At 52.1% G+C, this 15591-nt stretch carries 11 protein-coding genes; 2 read left to right on the top strand and 9 right to left on the bottom strand.

The annotated features are described in order from the left end of the window. The first annotated feature begins 8 nt into the window (after nt 1-8). A complete protein-coding gene (locus tag QA596_02620) occupies nt 9-239 on the top strand; it encodes a hypothetical protein (protein MDG5766345.1) in 231 nt (76 codons plus the stop codon). On the opposite strand, the gene QA596_02615 is transcribed toward QA596_02620, so the two are convergent. The 7 genes from QA596_02615 to QA596_02585 form a co-directional block, all read right to left on the bottom strand. Next, the gene (locus tag QA596_02615; protein ID MDG5766344.1) at nt 176-2716 is read right to left on the bottom strand and encodes a T9SS type A sorting domain-containing protein; all 2541 of its coding nucleotides are present in this window, start codon (nt 2714-2716) and stop codon (nt 176-178) included. The genes QA596_02620 and QA596_02615 overlap by 64 nt on opposite strands. A 282-nt stretch (nt 2717-2998) precedes the next feature. After that, nucleotides 2999-3292, bottom strand: a complete 294-nt coding sequence (locus QA596_02610) for a HigA family addiction module antitoxin (GenBank protein ID MDG5766343.1) — start codon at nt 3290-3292, stop codon at nt 2999-3001. A gap of 430 nt (nt 3293-3722) precedes the next feature. Next, entirely contained in the window at nt 3723-4892 is a 1170-nt protein-coding gene (gene wecB / locus QA596_02605; protein MDG5766342.1) for a UDP-N-acetylglucosamine 2-epimerase (non-hydrolyzing), read from the bottom strand. A gap of 120 nt (nt 4893-5012) precedes the next feature. Continuing rightward, nucleotides 5013-6044, bottom strand: a complete 1032-nt coding sequence (locus tag QA596_02600; GenBank protein MDG5766341.1) for a stealth family protein — start codon at nt 6042-6044, stop codon at nt 5013-5015. Nucleotides 6045-6563: 519 nt separating this feature from the next. Beyond that, a complete protein-coding gene (locus QA596_02595) occupies nt 6564-7463 on the bottom strand; it encodes a DUF4249 family protein (GenBank protein ID MDG5766340.1) in 900 nt (299 codons plus the stop codon). 11 nt (nt 7464-7474) lie between these two features. Continuing rightward, nucleotides 7475-9793: a TonB-dependent receptor gene (locus tag QA596_02590; GenBank protein MDG5766339.1), complete on the bottom strand. Its 2319-nt coding sequence runs from the start codon at nt 9791-9793 to the stop codon at nt 7475-7477. Between the two features lie 243 nt (nt 9794-10036). Continuing rightward, nucleotides 10037-11569 (bottom strand): capsule assembly Wzi family protein, encoded by a 1533-nt coding sequence (locus QA596_02585; GenBank protein MDG5766338.1) that lies wholly within the window; start codon nt 11567-11569, stop codon nt 10037-10039. Between the two features lie 295 nt (nt 11570-11864). Between QA596_02585 and QA596_02580 the strand changes: the two genes are divergently transcribed. Further along, entirely contained in the window at nt 11865-12956 is a 1092-nt protein-coding gene (locus QA596_02580) for a sugar transferase (protein MDG5766337.1), read from the top strand. A 60-nt stretch (nt 12957-13016) separates the two neighbouring features. Here QA596_02580 and QA596_02575 read toward each other — a convergent pair whose 3' ends face one another. Next, entirely contained in the window at nt 13017-14069 is a 1053-nt protein-coding gene (locus QA596_02575) for an NAD-dependent epimerase (protein MDG5766336.1), read from the bottom strand. 59 nt (nt 14070-14128) lie between these two features. Then, nucleotides 14129-15460: a nucleotide sugar dehydrogenase gene (locus QA596_02570; GenBank protein ID MDG5766335.1), complete on the bottom strand. Its 1332-nt coding sequence runs from the start codon at nt 15458-15460 to the stop codon at nt 14129-14131. Nucleotides 15461-15591: the final 131 nt, after the last annotated feature.

Raw genomic sequence — 15591 nt, 5'->3', positions numbered from 1 at the left:
ACGGTCAAATGCGAGACCTCACAATGCGTCTGTGCGCCGAAACCACCTACGACACCGGGCAATGGTGGTCCCGGGTACGGGTACGCCATGTCCTGACCCAGGAGCGCATCGCCGAAGCCGAAGATGAGACCGGCGGTTGTATGCTCACCGAGGTCTCCGAAGACGCGTGGCTCACCTACTTCAACAATGTCATTTGCAGGGTTTCATGGTGTGGCCCTGCTTGCAGGTGCAGGAGGTAGATGCCGCTGGGACGGTTGCCTGCATCAAACATTTCCGAGTAAATACCAGGCGGTTTGATGTCATCCACCAGGGTGGCTACCCGACGGCCCAGCGTATTGTAAACATACAGTTTAACACGAACCTGTTCAGGGATCGAGTACTGAATCCGGGTAATCGGGTTGAAGGGGTTCGGATAATTCTGATAGAGTTTGAAGTCCATTGGTGCAGGCTCCGGGTCCGAGGCGACCGGCATAAATGTTGTAAAATGGCGAACATCAGACCAGTTGCTGTAGCCACTGCGGTTTGCGGCCCGGATGCGCCAATAATAGGTGGTGCCTTCCGCCAGTTCCCCGGTCACCTGATGTTCCAGACCCTCGATGGATTCCATATCCAGCACCTGATGGTTGAAATTCACATCATCCGAAAGCTGCAAATGGTACGTTTCCGCGCGATCCGAAGCGCTCCATACCAGCAACGGTGTAAGTGACACGTTATCCTCGCCGTTGCATGGCTCCCAGTAAGGTGTTTCGGGAACGCGCAATTCGGTCGTAAAGCTCCATACAGGAGACCAGCCGGTCACATGATCATCCACCCTGGCACGAACTCTCCAGAAGTAAGCGGTGGCGTCTTTAAGATCCGGGAGTTCATAACGGGTACCATCAAATTCGTAAACGGCATAGGCGTATTCAAAAGACGATGCTTCCGATACATGCAGGTCATAGGTGCCGGCCCGGTCAAATGCATTCCATTCGATCACGGCAGGCAGTGGGGCATCAACCATTTCATTGGCCGGAGCTGCGGGAGTCACCGTAGCTGTAATGGGCGGTCCGGCCGTAGTAAAACTGCGGGTTTCACTCCAATCGCTGAAAACATCTCCGGCTGCCGCTCTGACCTGCCAGTAATATCGGGTATCATAATCGGGTATTTCGACGGTTTTGGCAACCATCCATCCGGCGGATTCCGGCAGCCCTCCGGCTTGCTTCGGAGAATCGGAGGCGATCACTTCCGCACCGGCCGGATCCAGACCGATCAGGGATTCAAAAGAGGCACTGGTCGAAATCTGAAGTTCATAATCTGCGGCATGCAGCACAGGCGACCATGTAAAGGTTACGTTTGTACCCTGGTCGATGGATTCATGCTCCGGCTGCAGCAAATCGGGTGACTGAAGGACCAACTGCTCATCCTCATCCTCGTCGTCATCGGCAGGTTCCACGACCCGGAAAACAACCTTTCTTTTGGCATAGAGCCCCATTTCCCCAAGCCCGTCTTCATAGGCATAGAGAATTACAGGCCAATCTCCCGTTTCAGCAGGAACTCCGGAGATGTGCGGTGCTTCCTCCGTAAGCGGTACCCCCCAGCTGGTCGTATTTCTGGTAACCCCCGGCGGGAGGTCAACACCAACTTCCAGATTTGTTCTGAGCCGGTCGGGGTTGAATCCGATTGTATGTACGGTATGTTCAAAAGGCTGGTTTATCACAAGATCGACGATATCCGGCCCGGTTATGGCGGGGTATCCGCCGGCATGTTCGTAGGGCGCGTAAAAAATCCCGACATCACCGGCCAGGACAAAACCTTCCTCTCCGGCGGCAACCCCTCTGATATTGCCACGCGAAATATCGGGGTCAGCGGAAGCGATGCGGTAGATATTGGAAATATTCCGTTCCAGATCCGTGGAATACCTCGCGCGGGTAGGTGACGTATAATCCCCCCGGTCGGGTATCATGTACATTCCGTTGCCATAGGCAATGCCGGTTCCCCTTCCCTGCGAAATATCCTGCCAGGCCACCCCGTCATAAGAGATGCTCATTCCGGAACTGCTCAGAGTAACAAAATGGTCATTGAGAAACTGGAGGTCGTCGGAAGTGGGCTGATCCGGAAGAGTGGTCCATACCATTCCGTCGGTGGAATAAGCCATGGTAATGGCCCAGGATCTGGATATGGTATTCAAGGCTACAAAAATGCCGTTGCCGTAAGCTACTTTCTGCAAGCCGAACTGATCGGAGTCGGTGACTTTGGCAAACGAACCAATCCCCCCGGTAGAGATGTAAAGGTGTTCGTTGATGGCGGCAACAAACGCGCCATCCCCATAGGTGATATCCATGACGCCAAACTGCGTATTCCCATCCACTATTTCGGAGAACGCCTCCGACCATCCGATACCATTGGCCGAAGTCCAGATGGTGCTGTACTCAGGCATCCACATATCCTCCACATCCCTCCATTTGCCAAACACGTAAAACGTGCCTTCCAGGAATGTGACGCCCTGAATGGTGGCATCCTCGAGTTCATGCGTCAAGCTCCAGTTCCTGCCATCCTCCGAAACGTAAATACCGGGAGGGTCTCCGCTCCCCTCGCGTTCAACAGCTACAAAAACACCGTTACCGTAGGCGACATCCTGGATATCGGCACCCAATTCAGCCCTTGTTTGAACCTGTTCGAAATAGGCGGGATCGGCTGAAGTTGTGGTTATCAGAAAAAACAGTACAAATAATTTCATGGCAACCTCCTGTATAATATGAAATACCTCTGGATAGGCGAGTCAGGAAATACGTTGTACCGATATGGTATTAATATATTTTAACAAAAAAAACCCGTTGATGTCAGTTAACCGTTTATCAACGGGGCGAATCTGCAAGTCGCAAAATGAAATTATTTGATAACGGACATACGGCGGGTCAACGACACCAATCCGGTATCAAGCCGGTAGAGCTTTGGCAGAGGTACGTCTGGTTATAAGATATTTTACCGGATTCTTGACTCTTCGCCAAGATAACGCTTGTTATGTCTGAACGGCAGTTTTCAAAGCTGAAACATGCTTTTTAGGCCTATGAGCCGACAAATCATAAGCGACTTGAAGGTTGAGCCAAAATTGCGGGGAAGTATTAAAAGCTTCAGAAAAGAGCCATGCTGTGTCAGGAGAAATACCCCGTTTGCCTTTTACAATTTCATTGACTCGTTGAACAGGTATGCCCAGATGGTTGGCAAGTTGTTTTTGGCTCAACCCCATAGGCTCAAGATATTCCTTGAGCAAAATGGTACCGGGATGGGTTGCTATTCTGTTTTTGGGGATCATGGGAATTCAAAGACAATTATTTGTGATAATCTATTATCTGAACGTCAAAGGCATTGGATTCATGCCATCGGAAAACAATTCGCCACTGAGAATTAATTCTGATGCTGTGAAAGCCCTGGAAATTGCCATGCAAAACTTCAAGTCGATTACCAGGTGGCGAACGCAAATCATCAAGTGAAGATGCTGCATTGAGAATATCAAGCTTGAGGTAAGCAGTATCCAGGATCTGATTCGGAAGACTTCGAACTTTTCGGCTGGATATGCCATGAAATAAGTCTGATGTAGCCTTGTCATTGAATGATTTGACCATGAATGCAAATTAATGCATTCCCGGTAATCATGCAATGAATTTGAATAGTGAAGACATAACAATAGCATAGCCACGCAACGGATGTCAACTCCGGGTGTTTCGAATGGCGACGAATAAAAATCAGCCGATCCGTGTCAGCAGCGTCTCATCCTTGTAGGGCACCGGCGGATCCAGCCTGCCGGAAGATTTCAGCTCCAGCAGGATGTCCACGATGCGTTCGGCGGTTCGGCCGTCCCATTTCTCGGGGATGGATCCCTGCTTCCAGTTTCCGCTCATCAGCCGTTCCAGCACCGGTGTAACCGCGCCGGGATCGGTGCCCACCAGCTCGTTGGTCCCCTGGATCACGGTTTCCGGTCGTTCGGTATTGTCGCGCAGGGTCAGGCACGGTATGCCGAGCACGGTCGCTTCCTCGGTGATGCCGCCCGAATCGGTGATCACGGCCCGTGCCCGCTTCACCAGATAAATAAACTCAAGGTAGCCGAGCGGATCCACATAATGCAGGTTCGGCCAGGAGAGTCCCAGGCGGTTCAGAATATTCCGCGTGCGCGGATGGGTGGGGAAGATGACGGGCTCACCGGCGGCGCCGTCAACGATTGACGCGATCAGTTCGCGCAATTTTTCTTCCTGATCGACATTGGCCGGGCGGTGCAACGTCATCACAAAATAGCCTCCCTCCTGCAGCCTTTTCTCCTCCCAGACGGCGGGTTTCTGCAGCCGGTCGAGCTGGGCGTAGAGCGTATCGATCATGGTGTTGCCGACAAAGAAAATCGCGTCATCGGCCACGCCTTCCGCGCGCAGATTGCGGTTGGCCGCCTCGGAGGTCGTAAAAAAGAAATCGGTGATACTGTCTGTTACGATGCGGTTGATCTCTTCGGGCATGGTCCAGTCGCGGGAGCGGATCCCCCCCTCAATATGCGCCACCCGCACGCCCAGCTTTTTGGCCGTGATGGAGCAGGCCATGGTGGATGTTACATCACCGACGACGATGCAGATGTCCGGGGTCCCCTTCTCCGTCAGAAGCTTTTCATAGCCGGTCATGATCGCCGCCGTCTGTTCGGCCTGTGACCCGCCGCCGGCTCCCAGATTGGCATCCGGATCGGGGATGTCGAGCTGACGAAAAAAATCGTCGCTCATGTTCTTGTCGTAGTGTTGACCGGTGTGGATCAGGCGAAAGCGGACCGGCTCGCGCCCTTCTTCGTCGCGGCGCTGCTGAACTTTCTGAATAGCATGGGTGACGGGCGCAATTTTCATGAAGTTGGGACGTGCGCCGGCAATCAGGTCAATTAGCATGTAACTGTGATTAACTGTGATGTGGGATGAGCTCTGTCAGATGGAGTTTCCGGGTGTTTCCCTGGTGGATAACTGTTTCTGCGGAAGCGGGTTATCACCGCGGTAAATAGTAGCGATTTATCACTTTAGTGGCAACCCGGATTCGCCGGATCCGGTGCTTTCCCGTGACACCAGCCGGTCGAATGTGCGGCGGATGGCGTCCAGGCGCGAAGCGCTGAAACGTTCGAGGGCGTGAAGGCAGGCGAAGCGGGTACGGCCTGCAGCTATGCGGCTCAGTTTGCGGCGCAGGATAAACCCGAAATCGTTCTCGCCGTTGATCATCACATATCCACCGGTATCGCGCAGTTCGGCCTTGCCGGCGGCAATCTCCAGATGGTGCGCCAGGAAGATGCCGCTGAACTGCTTTTCGCTGCGGAATTGGTAGGCGATATTCTCCTCCAGCACATCGGGGCGGGTGTCGAACCAGGCGCGGAGCGTCTCTGTGCGGACCGCATGCGGGATGTGGGTGGTCCGGAAATAGCGGCCGGTATGGCCGGCGAGCCGGGCCGAGCGGATCTGCAGCAGCAGGTTCATCGAGCGGGTGATGCCGAGCAGCCGTTTGGAAAGCCGGGTGGCGATGCCGTTCAGTTTCAGGCGGATTGGGCCGTAGCGCGTCATCGCGTTCCATTTCCCGTGGATGACGACCCCGTCGTCGGTGAAAAAGTCACCGGGCGAAACGGGGGCTGTGAGCACAAAATCGTCATTAAAATAGAGAAACCGCGGGGCCAGGCCGGGGATGCGCCAAAGGGCGGTTTCGATCGACCGGCTGTTGAACGTCGGCAGATGATGCTCGTACGGGGCGAAGATCTCGCGGTGGCCGACCATGGTGACGCCAAGCCGCTGCCGTTCCTCATGCGTCAGGAACGGCGGGGTCTGATCGGCGGTGACCAGGAAGATGGTGCGGATCCAGGGGGCGAATTTGCGGATGGACCGGATACAATAGAACAATTCGCCGTTATCCAGAAACCGGGTGGGGTCGCGCGAGGTCCGCACTTCATGGGTTTGCAGCGCTCCGGTTCGGGCGATGACTTCCTGCATGCTGCGCCGATGCTGCTCGTCGTTGCCGTCCACCCAGGTGATGACGGCGTCGATATTGGGAGAGGGTGTTTTCAAGGAATATCTCTATCTGCGGGATGTGATATGGCAGATGAGAAAATGCGAGGATCCACGGTAGCAATCAAGACGTTAACAAGCGTGGTGTCCAGGCCAGGTGGCAGAACACCTGAAAACGGAACCAGGCAGTTTGGGGAAAGCGTACCAGGAACCAGTGGCAGAACACCTGATCCGTTGGATGTCAACGGGAAAGCACCGCTTTAAAAAAAAACAGCTCGCGGCTAATTGAGCGATCAGAAAAAAATTATTCGCTGCCGACGCACAGCAATTCCACTTCGGCGAGACTCAATTCTTTATCAGCGGAATAATTTTCCTGATGCCGAGAAGCTGCGGAAATATTTTCTTTTTTGTTCTGAAGACTTTCACGTCTCCTGAACTCCTTTTCGTAGATCTCAATCTCCTTTGCGGACAAATCAAACATGAGAACCTCCTTTACTTCAATAATTAATATAATTTAATATTCACATTTCCATATACAAGTGCAAGCGCCGTACCAATTTTTTTTAAGAAAGTTTAATATTACTCATCAAGCGGTTCGGGATTCTCCACATAAATTTCGAAAGTGACCGATGAGAGGGATCCGAACAACCCTCTGCCCCCCTTTACATTGGTGATGGTGTGTTCAACCTGTCCGGGTATCAGAGTTGAGCCGCCTGCCTGCACATACTGGGAGCGATAATAATCATAGACATTGTCATCGATCGCGTGAATCGTTACCCGGCTTGGGCCGAACCACGAAATTTCCGACCATGGGTAGCGTATGGTTACCGTTTCATCGTGATTTCGTACGAAATTGGCCTCCGACAGGATTTTGGACGTTTGGCGCTGGCGTGCTGACCGGTTTGAAGAATTGTTCGTGTGATAGTACGGGGTCATGGGATAGTCATCCGGCGCGAGGGCTCTGGTTTCGAAAATGAACATATTCTGCCGGCCGGGAAACCAGCTGCGAGACAAGGTCACCTCTATCTGCTCATCCGACAGATACACGGCGCTGTTTTCTTCAAAACGCACAATCCGGAACGTATCGGGTACGGTTGTAAACGCGCGCAATGTGACCTGGTCCGGAGTAATCACTTCCAGTTCGTAGGTCTGGCGTGGCTGCGGTATCAACTCGCCGTCAACAGTATAATACCCTGTGCCGCTTTCACTCAGGATGTAGGAGTCGGCCCTGTTACCATCGGAATCGAGGCGAAAGATCGTTACATCCGCCCCGCAGACGCGAGAATCGCTCTTTGTATACTCTTCATCAAATGCTGCGGTTTTGGAGAGCTGGACTCTGTTAAATGGTTCGCCGGCCACCAGGAAGCCTTCGACAAAATACTCATTTTCATACGGCTCCATGTTGTAAACATCACAGGAAGAAAATAATGCAACGAGTGTTATCAGCAGTAAAAGCCGGGGTATTGAGGATGTGTACATGGTCCGATTGACTAAAACTCAATGGTGTAGGTAACCGATGGAAGAATGGGGAGCAGCGGCATTTCCTGTTTCTGGGGAGGGTTCTGATTGTAGTCGAACGTATAGAACCAGACATTGCGGCGGGAATAGACATTGATGACCTGTATTTGCAGCTCTGCCTGTGCAATGCCGAAGAAGGAGCCCCGACGTGTTGCCGCAATATCCAGCCGGTGATAGGCCGGCATCCGGGCACCGTTCACACGGTCAACTACCATGTGATTCAGCCGGCCATTTTGCAGCGGATTTCCTGACAACATGGAACGGCCAACAGGCTGCGTGTAGGGTTGACCGGTCTGGTAGGTGAAGGTTGTTGAAAACCGCCAGCTCGAACTGACTCTGTAGTTCAGTGCTGTAGTAAGGTCATGAGTGCGATCGAAGCGCGGCGGAAAAAACCGTCCCTGGTTGTATTCGGGAAAGCGCCGCCAGGTTCGTCCAAAGGTATAGCCGACATATCCGGTGAGGCGCCCTTTGGTGCGTTCCACCATCGCTTCCAATCCGTAGGCGTACCCGTCCCCTGTCCGGAAAAGTTCATGATATTCGAAACCGGCGACATCCCCCAGGAGCGGGTCAAACTCAAAGAGATCGTTCATGGTTCTGTAGTAGCCTTCCACTTCCACTTCCCAACCGGCTCGCGGTTCGTACTTGAGACCCACCGCGAACTGGTCGCTGCAGGATGGCGCGACCTTCTCACCTGCCATCACCCAGACATCAAATCCGGAGAATGTCGGGTTGCTGACCAGGCTCAGATACTGATAATACCGGCCATACCCTGCCTGGAGGCGGAGGTCCGGAGTCAGGAAAACGTCGGTGGATACTCTCGGGCCAAGTTTCCAGTAATCGCCGGTCCCATAATGCTCGACGCGAACACCGGAGTTGATACGCACGCGATCCACCGGCCGCCACTCTCCCTGCACATAGAATGCGGAATTCCACGAGCGAATTTCCGTATCCAGGGTGGCGATGCCGTTGAAGCTGTCGACAAGGGAGTAGGACATGCGTCCGACTTCTGCGCCTGCGCTCAGTTCATATCTTGTGTTCGGAAACCAGACCAGGGCGGCATTCATCTTCCCTTCACTCAGGCGGTTGTTTCGGTCGAACGGGGTCCCTCCCATATCCGTGAAGGGATAATTAAAATACTGAGAGCCGGTCAGGCTTATCCTGGAGAGCAGGCTGGATCCTGAGAAATGGGTCCAGGTGGTATTAAACGTGCGATTTCCATATCGGAAATTAAAAATCATCTGATCATCAAACGGCAATTGCACATCATCGGTACCCGAATAGATCGAGGCGTTCACACGATTCCGGCCGTTGAGGTCATAGGAGACCCTGGCATTCAGGTCATAGAAATAAAACTGATCGGGCACTCCGTCCACTTCGCCCTGCATGACGTGCAGGATCGGCTCCATGGTCGACCGGCGGAACGCTGCCAGGTAAGACCCTTTTCCGTTCAACGGACCTTCCGCCATGATTCGTGAGGAGAGCATGCCAAGGCTGAGCACACCGCCATGGCTTTCCCTGCTGCCGTCTCTGTTGCTGATGTCGATCACGGATCCAAGTCTTCCTCCATATTCGGCCGGGTAGGTGCCTTTGTAGAGATCCACATCACTTATGGCGTCGCTGTTAAACGTGGAAAAAAAGCCAAAGAAATGGCTGGGGTTGTATACCGTTGCCTGATCCAGCCGGATTAGGGTCTGGTCGGTGCCGCCTCCCCGTATATGCAGGCCACTGGAAAAATCGGAGGCTGCCGCCACGCCGGGCAGCAGCTGAATAGACCGGAACAGGTCATCCTGAAGCACGGAGGGTGTTTGGATAGATTCCTCAACAGAGATCCGGCGACGCCCCAGGTTGCGTTGCTCCATACGGTTTCTGGATGACGTTACGGTCACTTCATCCATTTCGTAGCGGGAAGGATACAATTTGATATCCAGCCGTTTCTCTTGTCCATGAACGATGGTAATCTCCCGTTCCACAGACTCATAATTGAGATAGGAAATGCGAAAAGTATACGTCCCGGGAGAGAGGCGGTCAATTTGGAAATATCCGATCGGATCTGACGAGGCACCGGTGGTAGTGCCGGGTAGGTAAATCCCGGCGCCGGTCAGGGGCTCTCCTGTTTCAACATCCTCGACATAACCGAACAAGGCGGCGGGTGCCAGTTCGCCATGGGCCGTCTCTTTTTCTGAAGACGGATTGACGGGATCCGGGTTGCCTGATGATCGGGGGGGCACAATCAGAATCACCAGGTACAGCAGGCTGAAAATCAGTAAGCATCTGTGGGGCAGTATTGCCATGGGAACCGCGATTTGAATCTGCAAGGTGACAAAGGGCGTGCACGGGGGGATGCACTACCGCATTTATCGAGCAAATTCAGGCAATACTGAAGCTTTTCAGCCTCTCAAACACCAATAAACTGTGTTTATATCTCTAAATAAATATTCTTAAAAGATTGCTATATAATAATTTACAACGGCTCTGAAATGTTAATAAGTTTATTAATAAATTTTAATTAAGATTGCTTAACAAGTAAATATTGGCTATCTGGCGGTCCATCTGAGCGAGATCATCAGGCCGAGATTATCCTTGTACACTTCGCCGGTATCGAGGGCGAGTGCGGCGCCGGCGACGAGAGATGGGTGGAAGGCTCCGGTTTCCAGTTCCAGCATGAATGACCACTGGTCGCGGCGCTCATTGGGCAGCTGCACGCGGGTTCCATCCAGCCGGGTGACACGTCCTGCTCCATAATTCCGGCTGTAGGTAGTAAACACGCGCCAGTCAATGGGGCCGGCATGACCCATGGCACCGGCGTGGTGTGCAATGATGATGTTATTAACGACTCCCAGGTAGTCGGGATCCCCAAAAAAAAGAGGGTTACCGAGGGATCGTCCGTAGTAGGTCCACCCGCCTCTGTACGAAGAGTGGTTATAATAATTAAAATAGCTGGTCATGTCCCGGTGTGGAAAGCGGGGAATCCCCTCTTTGGTATCGAGGTATTCGTAATGGACGGCTCTGAGCAGCGGGCGGTGGGGCGTGGCGACTCTGTCGTTGGGGAGATTGGACCGCCACCGGGTCCGGCTATCGGGCCTGAGCTCGACATAAGCGCCCCAGAGGCCATCCCACGGAGTACCAAACCGGGCGTTCGGGGTGTCCTCCAAAATAAACTGCCGGCTTATCGATACCCGGTATTGCCCCAGGTTTAGCCGCAGGTTAAAATCGTAGGAGCCCATGTGGTTCTGCTGGCTGTTCAGCAGTTCACCGCCTTCGAAAATTTCTTTGGAGTCGGCTGCCAGTGAAAAAAACACATCCCGGAAGGCGCGCAGGTTTTTCGGAGACCGGCCGAAAACCGGCGAGTCTCCCCCCCACTGGGCGAAATGTTTCAGGCCGCCCCGGCCCACGACAGGCGCGTCGTCACTGAATATCTGCAGATAGAGGTATTTCTGATGAAGCCATACATCGTCGACAAAGCGGTGGTTGGTGTCATTCATCCATCCGTGAGAGATACCGGCCTTATAATTAAGTACGCGCCTGGTTCCTGGAACTTGCTGGAAGCCATCGGTCTCAAAAGTGATTTTCGGGATGGGCCTGGCATTGTGGGACAGGTCGGTAGTACCCATGGAAAGATGCGGGTGCACCATTCCGAAATTCTCGCGTTTACGTCCCGCCCACAAAATAAAATGGCTGTACCCGGCTTCAAGATACGCTTCCTGCAGGCAGGCATCCGACGAAGCGGCTGCTCGAAGCAGCAGATTGCCTCCGGCTTTCAGGTGAATTCCCGAATCAAAACGATGCGACCAACTGCCAAACAGGTGTGTAGCCAGGTTGGCGCTCTCCTGATCGAGGGTGCCCAGCCTGTTGGAATGAATCCAGAATGGGAGCGGGCCGGCGGTTGAGGCTGCCGCACGTATCATCCAGCCATAAGAATAGGCGCCGGGCTCCTCTGTGCCGGTAATCCCGGCACCCTGGAAATACGGGTTTTCCTGTTCGGCGGGAAGGTCAGGAGCCTTGTTTGTGGCGGCGGTTGCCATCCCCCCATGAAAAAAAAGAAATATAAAAAGTGTGAATGCGCGCATAGAAACAAATAGCGTATTTAATTTCGGTAAATCGAGAAGTAAATAAGGTACCGCTTTTCCGGTACATACTCAGGGGCTTTTCCGGAAAAAAACTACCGGGCTACTTCAATATTACCGCATGGTTATGCGGTTGTAACTCATTGTGTTAAATGTTCTTAATTAATCTGGATATTCGTATTACAAACAATATATTTATGAGCACCAAACATTCTACAATGCAAGAAGAGTGGCTACGCCAAAACAGGATTTGGCAGCAACCAATGATGTTCTTTAAATATCTGAAACAGAGTTGCACATGGATAACACAATTACAATAGATAGGCGTGTTACGGATACCCCCTTGGATATTGGGCGCAAAAAGGAGATTTCGTACACCGGATGCAGGGAAGCCGACCTGTTCATCGAAGAAGCTACGTGGGTGCGCGGGGAAGTTTTTTTCCTGCTGCGTGAGTCTTCGAACCATGCCGCTTCCCATTTGGCAGTGAATGACTCTCCTGGTGTGATATGCCACCAGAAAATTAACAATGTACGGTACCTCAATAAATTTTTCGAAACCGTAAACGAGTCACTCAATATTGGCGATAAGTTTATCGGGTGCGTGGAGACCAATCATCAGTTTCGCTCCCGCATCAAAAAGAACTACCCGTTCTTCATCGTACAGCCCTATCTGTTCCTCCACTTTCTGGTCAAGCGGGTACTGCCAAAGTGGTCGGTATCCAAGCGGCTTTACTTTTTTATCACCCGGGGCCGGGGGCGCATGCTCTCTCTTACCGAAGTACTTGGACGGCTGGTTTCCTGCGGATTTGTGATAGACTCATACCGCCATATTAACGGACTCACCTGGTTCTCTGTGACCAAAAAAAGCACCCCTCTGTACGATATGGATCCGACCTACGGTCCATTGGTCAGATTAAAAAGAACCGGCAGGAACGGCAAAATCATCAAGATGTACAAGTTTCGCACCATGCATCCCTATGCCGAATACCTGCAGGAGTACATAGTAAATAAAAACGGCCTGGACAAGGGGGACAAGATCAGGGATGACTACAGGGTTACCAGCTGGGGCAAGATCATGAGAAAATTCTGGATAGACGAGCTCCCCATGTTTCTCAACTTTTTCAAGGGAGACCTGAAGCTGTTTGGTGTGCGGCCGTTGAGCAGTCACAAGCTCAGTCTCTACTCTCCTGATTTTCAAAAAATGCGGAACCGCCACAAACCCGGGTTGATTCCTCCGTTCTATGTGGATTTACCGGACTCCTTCGAGGGGCTGGAAGAATCCGAACACAGGTACCTCGTGCAATACGAACAAAGTCCATGGAAAACCGACTTTGTCTATTTCTGGAAGGCGCTTTACAACATTTTCATCAAGCGTGCAAGAAGCGCGTAGTGCTTGAAGATTGTGTTTGCCGGTGATCGAATGATTTTTAAAACATTCGCAGGCAGATACTTACTTGCGATAATACTCGCGATACCAGGTTACGAAGTTGGCTATCCCTTCGCGGATGCCTATTTGCGGTTTATAGCCGGTGTATTCAAACAAGTCACTCACATCCGCCCAGGTTTTCGGCACATCACCGGGCTGGATCTCCATGAAATTCTTCTTCGCCTCAATACCCAGGTTGCGCTCGATCTCGGTGATAAAATCCATTAGTCGCACGGGATTATTGTTCCCGATGTTAAACAGCTGGTATGGGGCAAAACTTGTGGCCGGGTCGGGTCTGTCGCCGTTCCATTCCGAATTGCCCTCAGGGGGAAGCGGAAGCAGCCTGGCGATACTTTCAATGATATCATCGACATAGGTGAAATCACGCTCCATCTCGCCGTGGTTGTAAACATCGATAGATTTGCCGGAGGTCATCAGATCGGCAAACTTAAAATAAGCCATATCCGGACGACCCCAGGGACCATATACCGTGAAGAATCGCAGGCCGGTGACCGGAACACCATATAAATGCGAGTAGGTATGCGCCATGAGCTCATTTGCTTTCTTGCTGGCGGCATATAGGGAAACCGGATGGTCCACATTATGCTTCACCGAAAATGGCAAGTTGGTATTGGCCCCATACACCGAACTGGACGAAGCATAAATCAAATGTTCCACGGGATGGTGCCTGCAGCCTTCCAGTATATTCAGAAATCCGGTGATATTGCTATCGGCATAGGCATGGGGATTCTCCAGGCTGTATCGCACTCCCGCCTGTGCTGCAAGATGAATAACGGCATCAAACGACTCTGCCTCAAATACCGTAGAAACCAAACTGCGATCGGCGATATCCGCTTTTAAAAACCTGAAGTTTTCGCGGGTTTGGCTTGTCACGATCTGCTTCTCTCTGATGTTCTCCTTGCGAATACCTAACTGTGCGAGCCGATCATACTTCAAACCGACCGTATAGTAGTCGTTTACAACATCCAGTCCCAGAACTCGATGGCCTTCCCCGAGCAGTTTATTTGCGGTATAATAACCAATAAAACCAGCTGCGCCGGTTACCAGTATGTTCATACGAAATAGTTACTACGAAATGTAATCTTCAATTAGTTTTTGGCTTAACACTTGGCACATTATGCTTTCCAAACCTGGCCGTCCTTAACCCCTTCGCGACCGTTCATAGCGTTTCTTGTGTCGACTATGCAGTCAGCCCAATGTGCCAATGTATCATAATCAACATCAGCGTGATCGGTGGCTATCACTACGCAGTCGAAACCGCTTATCGAATTTTCATTCCATCCGACTGATTTTGTTCCGGCCCAGTGCGCATGTTCTCTCGTTTTTCGTATAACCGGCACGTAGGGATCATAATAGGCTACCTCGGCGCCCAACTCCTTGAAATTGTCCATCAGCTTATAGGTGGGCGATTCGCGATCATCGTCCACATTGGGCTTGTAGGCCAGGCCGAGCAGCAAAATACGGCTGCCATTGACCGCTTTCTTGTGAGCATTAAGCGCTTCAATAGTTCGCCGCACCACGTAACGGGGCATTTCCGTGTTAATTTCGCCGGCCAGTTCAATAAAACGGGTGTTCTGCTCATATTCTCGCGCCTTCCAGGTGAGATAAAACGGATCGATGGGAATACAGTGACCGCCCAGGCCGGGTCCCGGAGTGAATTTCATGAATCCGAACGGTTTGGTCGCCGCGGCATCAAGCACCTCGTGAACATCAATTCCCATTTTATGAAACACCACCTTCAGTTCGTTGACCAGTGCGATGTTGACCGACCGGAAGATGTTCTCGGTCAGTTTCACCGCTTCGGCGGTTCGTGTATCGCTGACCGGCACGGTTTGCACGATGGCGGTGTCGTAGAGCGCGGTGGCCAGCTTGAGGGCATCGGCGCCGTGGCCGCCCACCACTTTGGGAATTTTGGCGGTGTTGAAGTCGGCATTGCCGGGATCTTCGCGTTCGGGGCTATAGGCCACATAAAAATCGGTGCCCGCGGAAAGTCCGGAAAGCTCTTCCAGCAGCGGGATAATCAGTTCCTCGGTGGTACCGGGGTAGGTTGTCGATTCCAGGATCACCAGATGGCCCTTGCGCAAGTGCGGACCGATGGTTCGTACGGTGCCTTCCACAAAACTCATATCCGGTTCCCGGTGTCCGTCAAGTGGCGTCGGAACGCACAGGAGAATGGCATCGGCCTCCGTAAGCCGGGAAAAGTCGGTCGTTGCGTCGCAGATCTCCGAAGCGGCCAGTTTGCCCATCATCTCCTCGCCAAGATGTTTGATGTAGGGGGTACCGGCGGCAATGTGGTCGATCTTGCTCTGATCGATATCAAATCCCAGTACGGGCATCTGTTTCTGGTGGAAGGTCCACATTAATGGCAGGCCGACATAGCCCAGGCCAACGATACCTACGGTGTAAGTTCTGTTATCGATGCACTCAAGCAATTTATCAATTTTCATTTCTTTAATTTCATTTGTCGAATTGTTCAAATATAAACTCATTAATCGTTTAAGATGCAATGTCAAATTGCAAGTATACAACTCACTTTTTGTTAGTTAGGACTTGTATAGGACGAATATTCCTTCCATTC

It is taken from the genome of Balneolales bacterium ANBcel1 (genome assembly GCA_029688905.1).
Taxonomy (GTDB): Bacteria; Bacteroidota; Rhodothermia; order Balneolales; family Natronogracilivirgulaceae; genus SLLW01.
Note: the sequence above shows the minus strand (reverse complement) of the source record. Positions and strands in the feature narration are given on the sequence as shown.

Bases quoted from the DNA above. Each gene is read 5' to 3' on its own strand.
- QA596_02590 (MDG5766339.1), bottom strand. From the start codon at position 9,793: ATGGCAATACTGCCCCACAGATGCTTACTGATTTTCAGCCTGCTGTAC.
- wecB (MDG5766342.1), bottom strand. From the start codon at position 4,892: ATGCTAATTGACCTGATTGCCGGCGCACGTCCCAACTTCATGAAAATT.
- QA596_02575 (MDG5766336.1), bottom strand. From the start codon at position 14,069: ATGAACATACTGGTAACCGGCGCAGCTGGTTTTATTGGTTATTATACC.
- QA596_02580 (MDG5766337.1), top strand. From the start codon at position 11,865: ATGGATAACACAATTACAATAGATAGGCGTGTTACGGATACCCCCTTG.
- QA596_02610 (MDG5766343.1), bottom strand. From the start codon at position 3,292: ATGATCCCCAAAAACAGAATAGCAACCCATCCCGGTACCATTTTGCTC.
- QA596_02615 (MDG5766344.1), bottom strand. From the start codon at position 2,716: ATGAAATTATTTGTACTGTTTTTTCTGATAACCACAACTTCAGCCGAT.
- QA596_02585 (MDG5766338.1), bottom strand. From the start codon at position 11,569: ATGCGCGCATTCACACTTTTTATATTTCTTTTTTTTCATGGGGGGATG.
- QA596_02595 (MDG5766340.1), bottom strand. From the start codon at position 7,463: ATGTACACATCCTCAATACCCCGGCTTTTACTGCTGATAACACTCGTT.
- QA596_02570 (MDG5766335.1), bottom strand. From the start codon at position 15,460: ATGAAAATTGATAAATTGCTTGAGTGCATCGATAACAGAACTTACACC.
- QA596_02620 (MDG5766345.1), top strand. From the start codon at position 9: ATGCGAGACCTCACAATGCGTCTGTGCGCCGAAACCACCTACGACACC.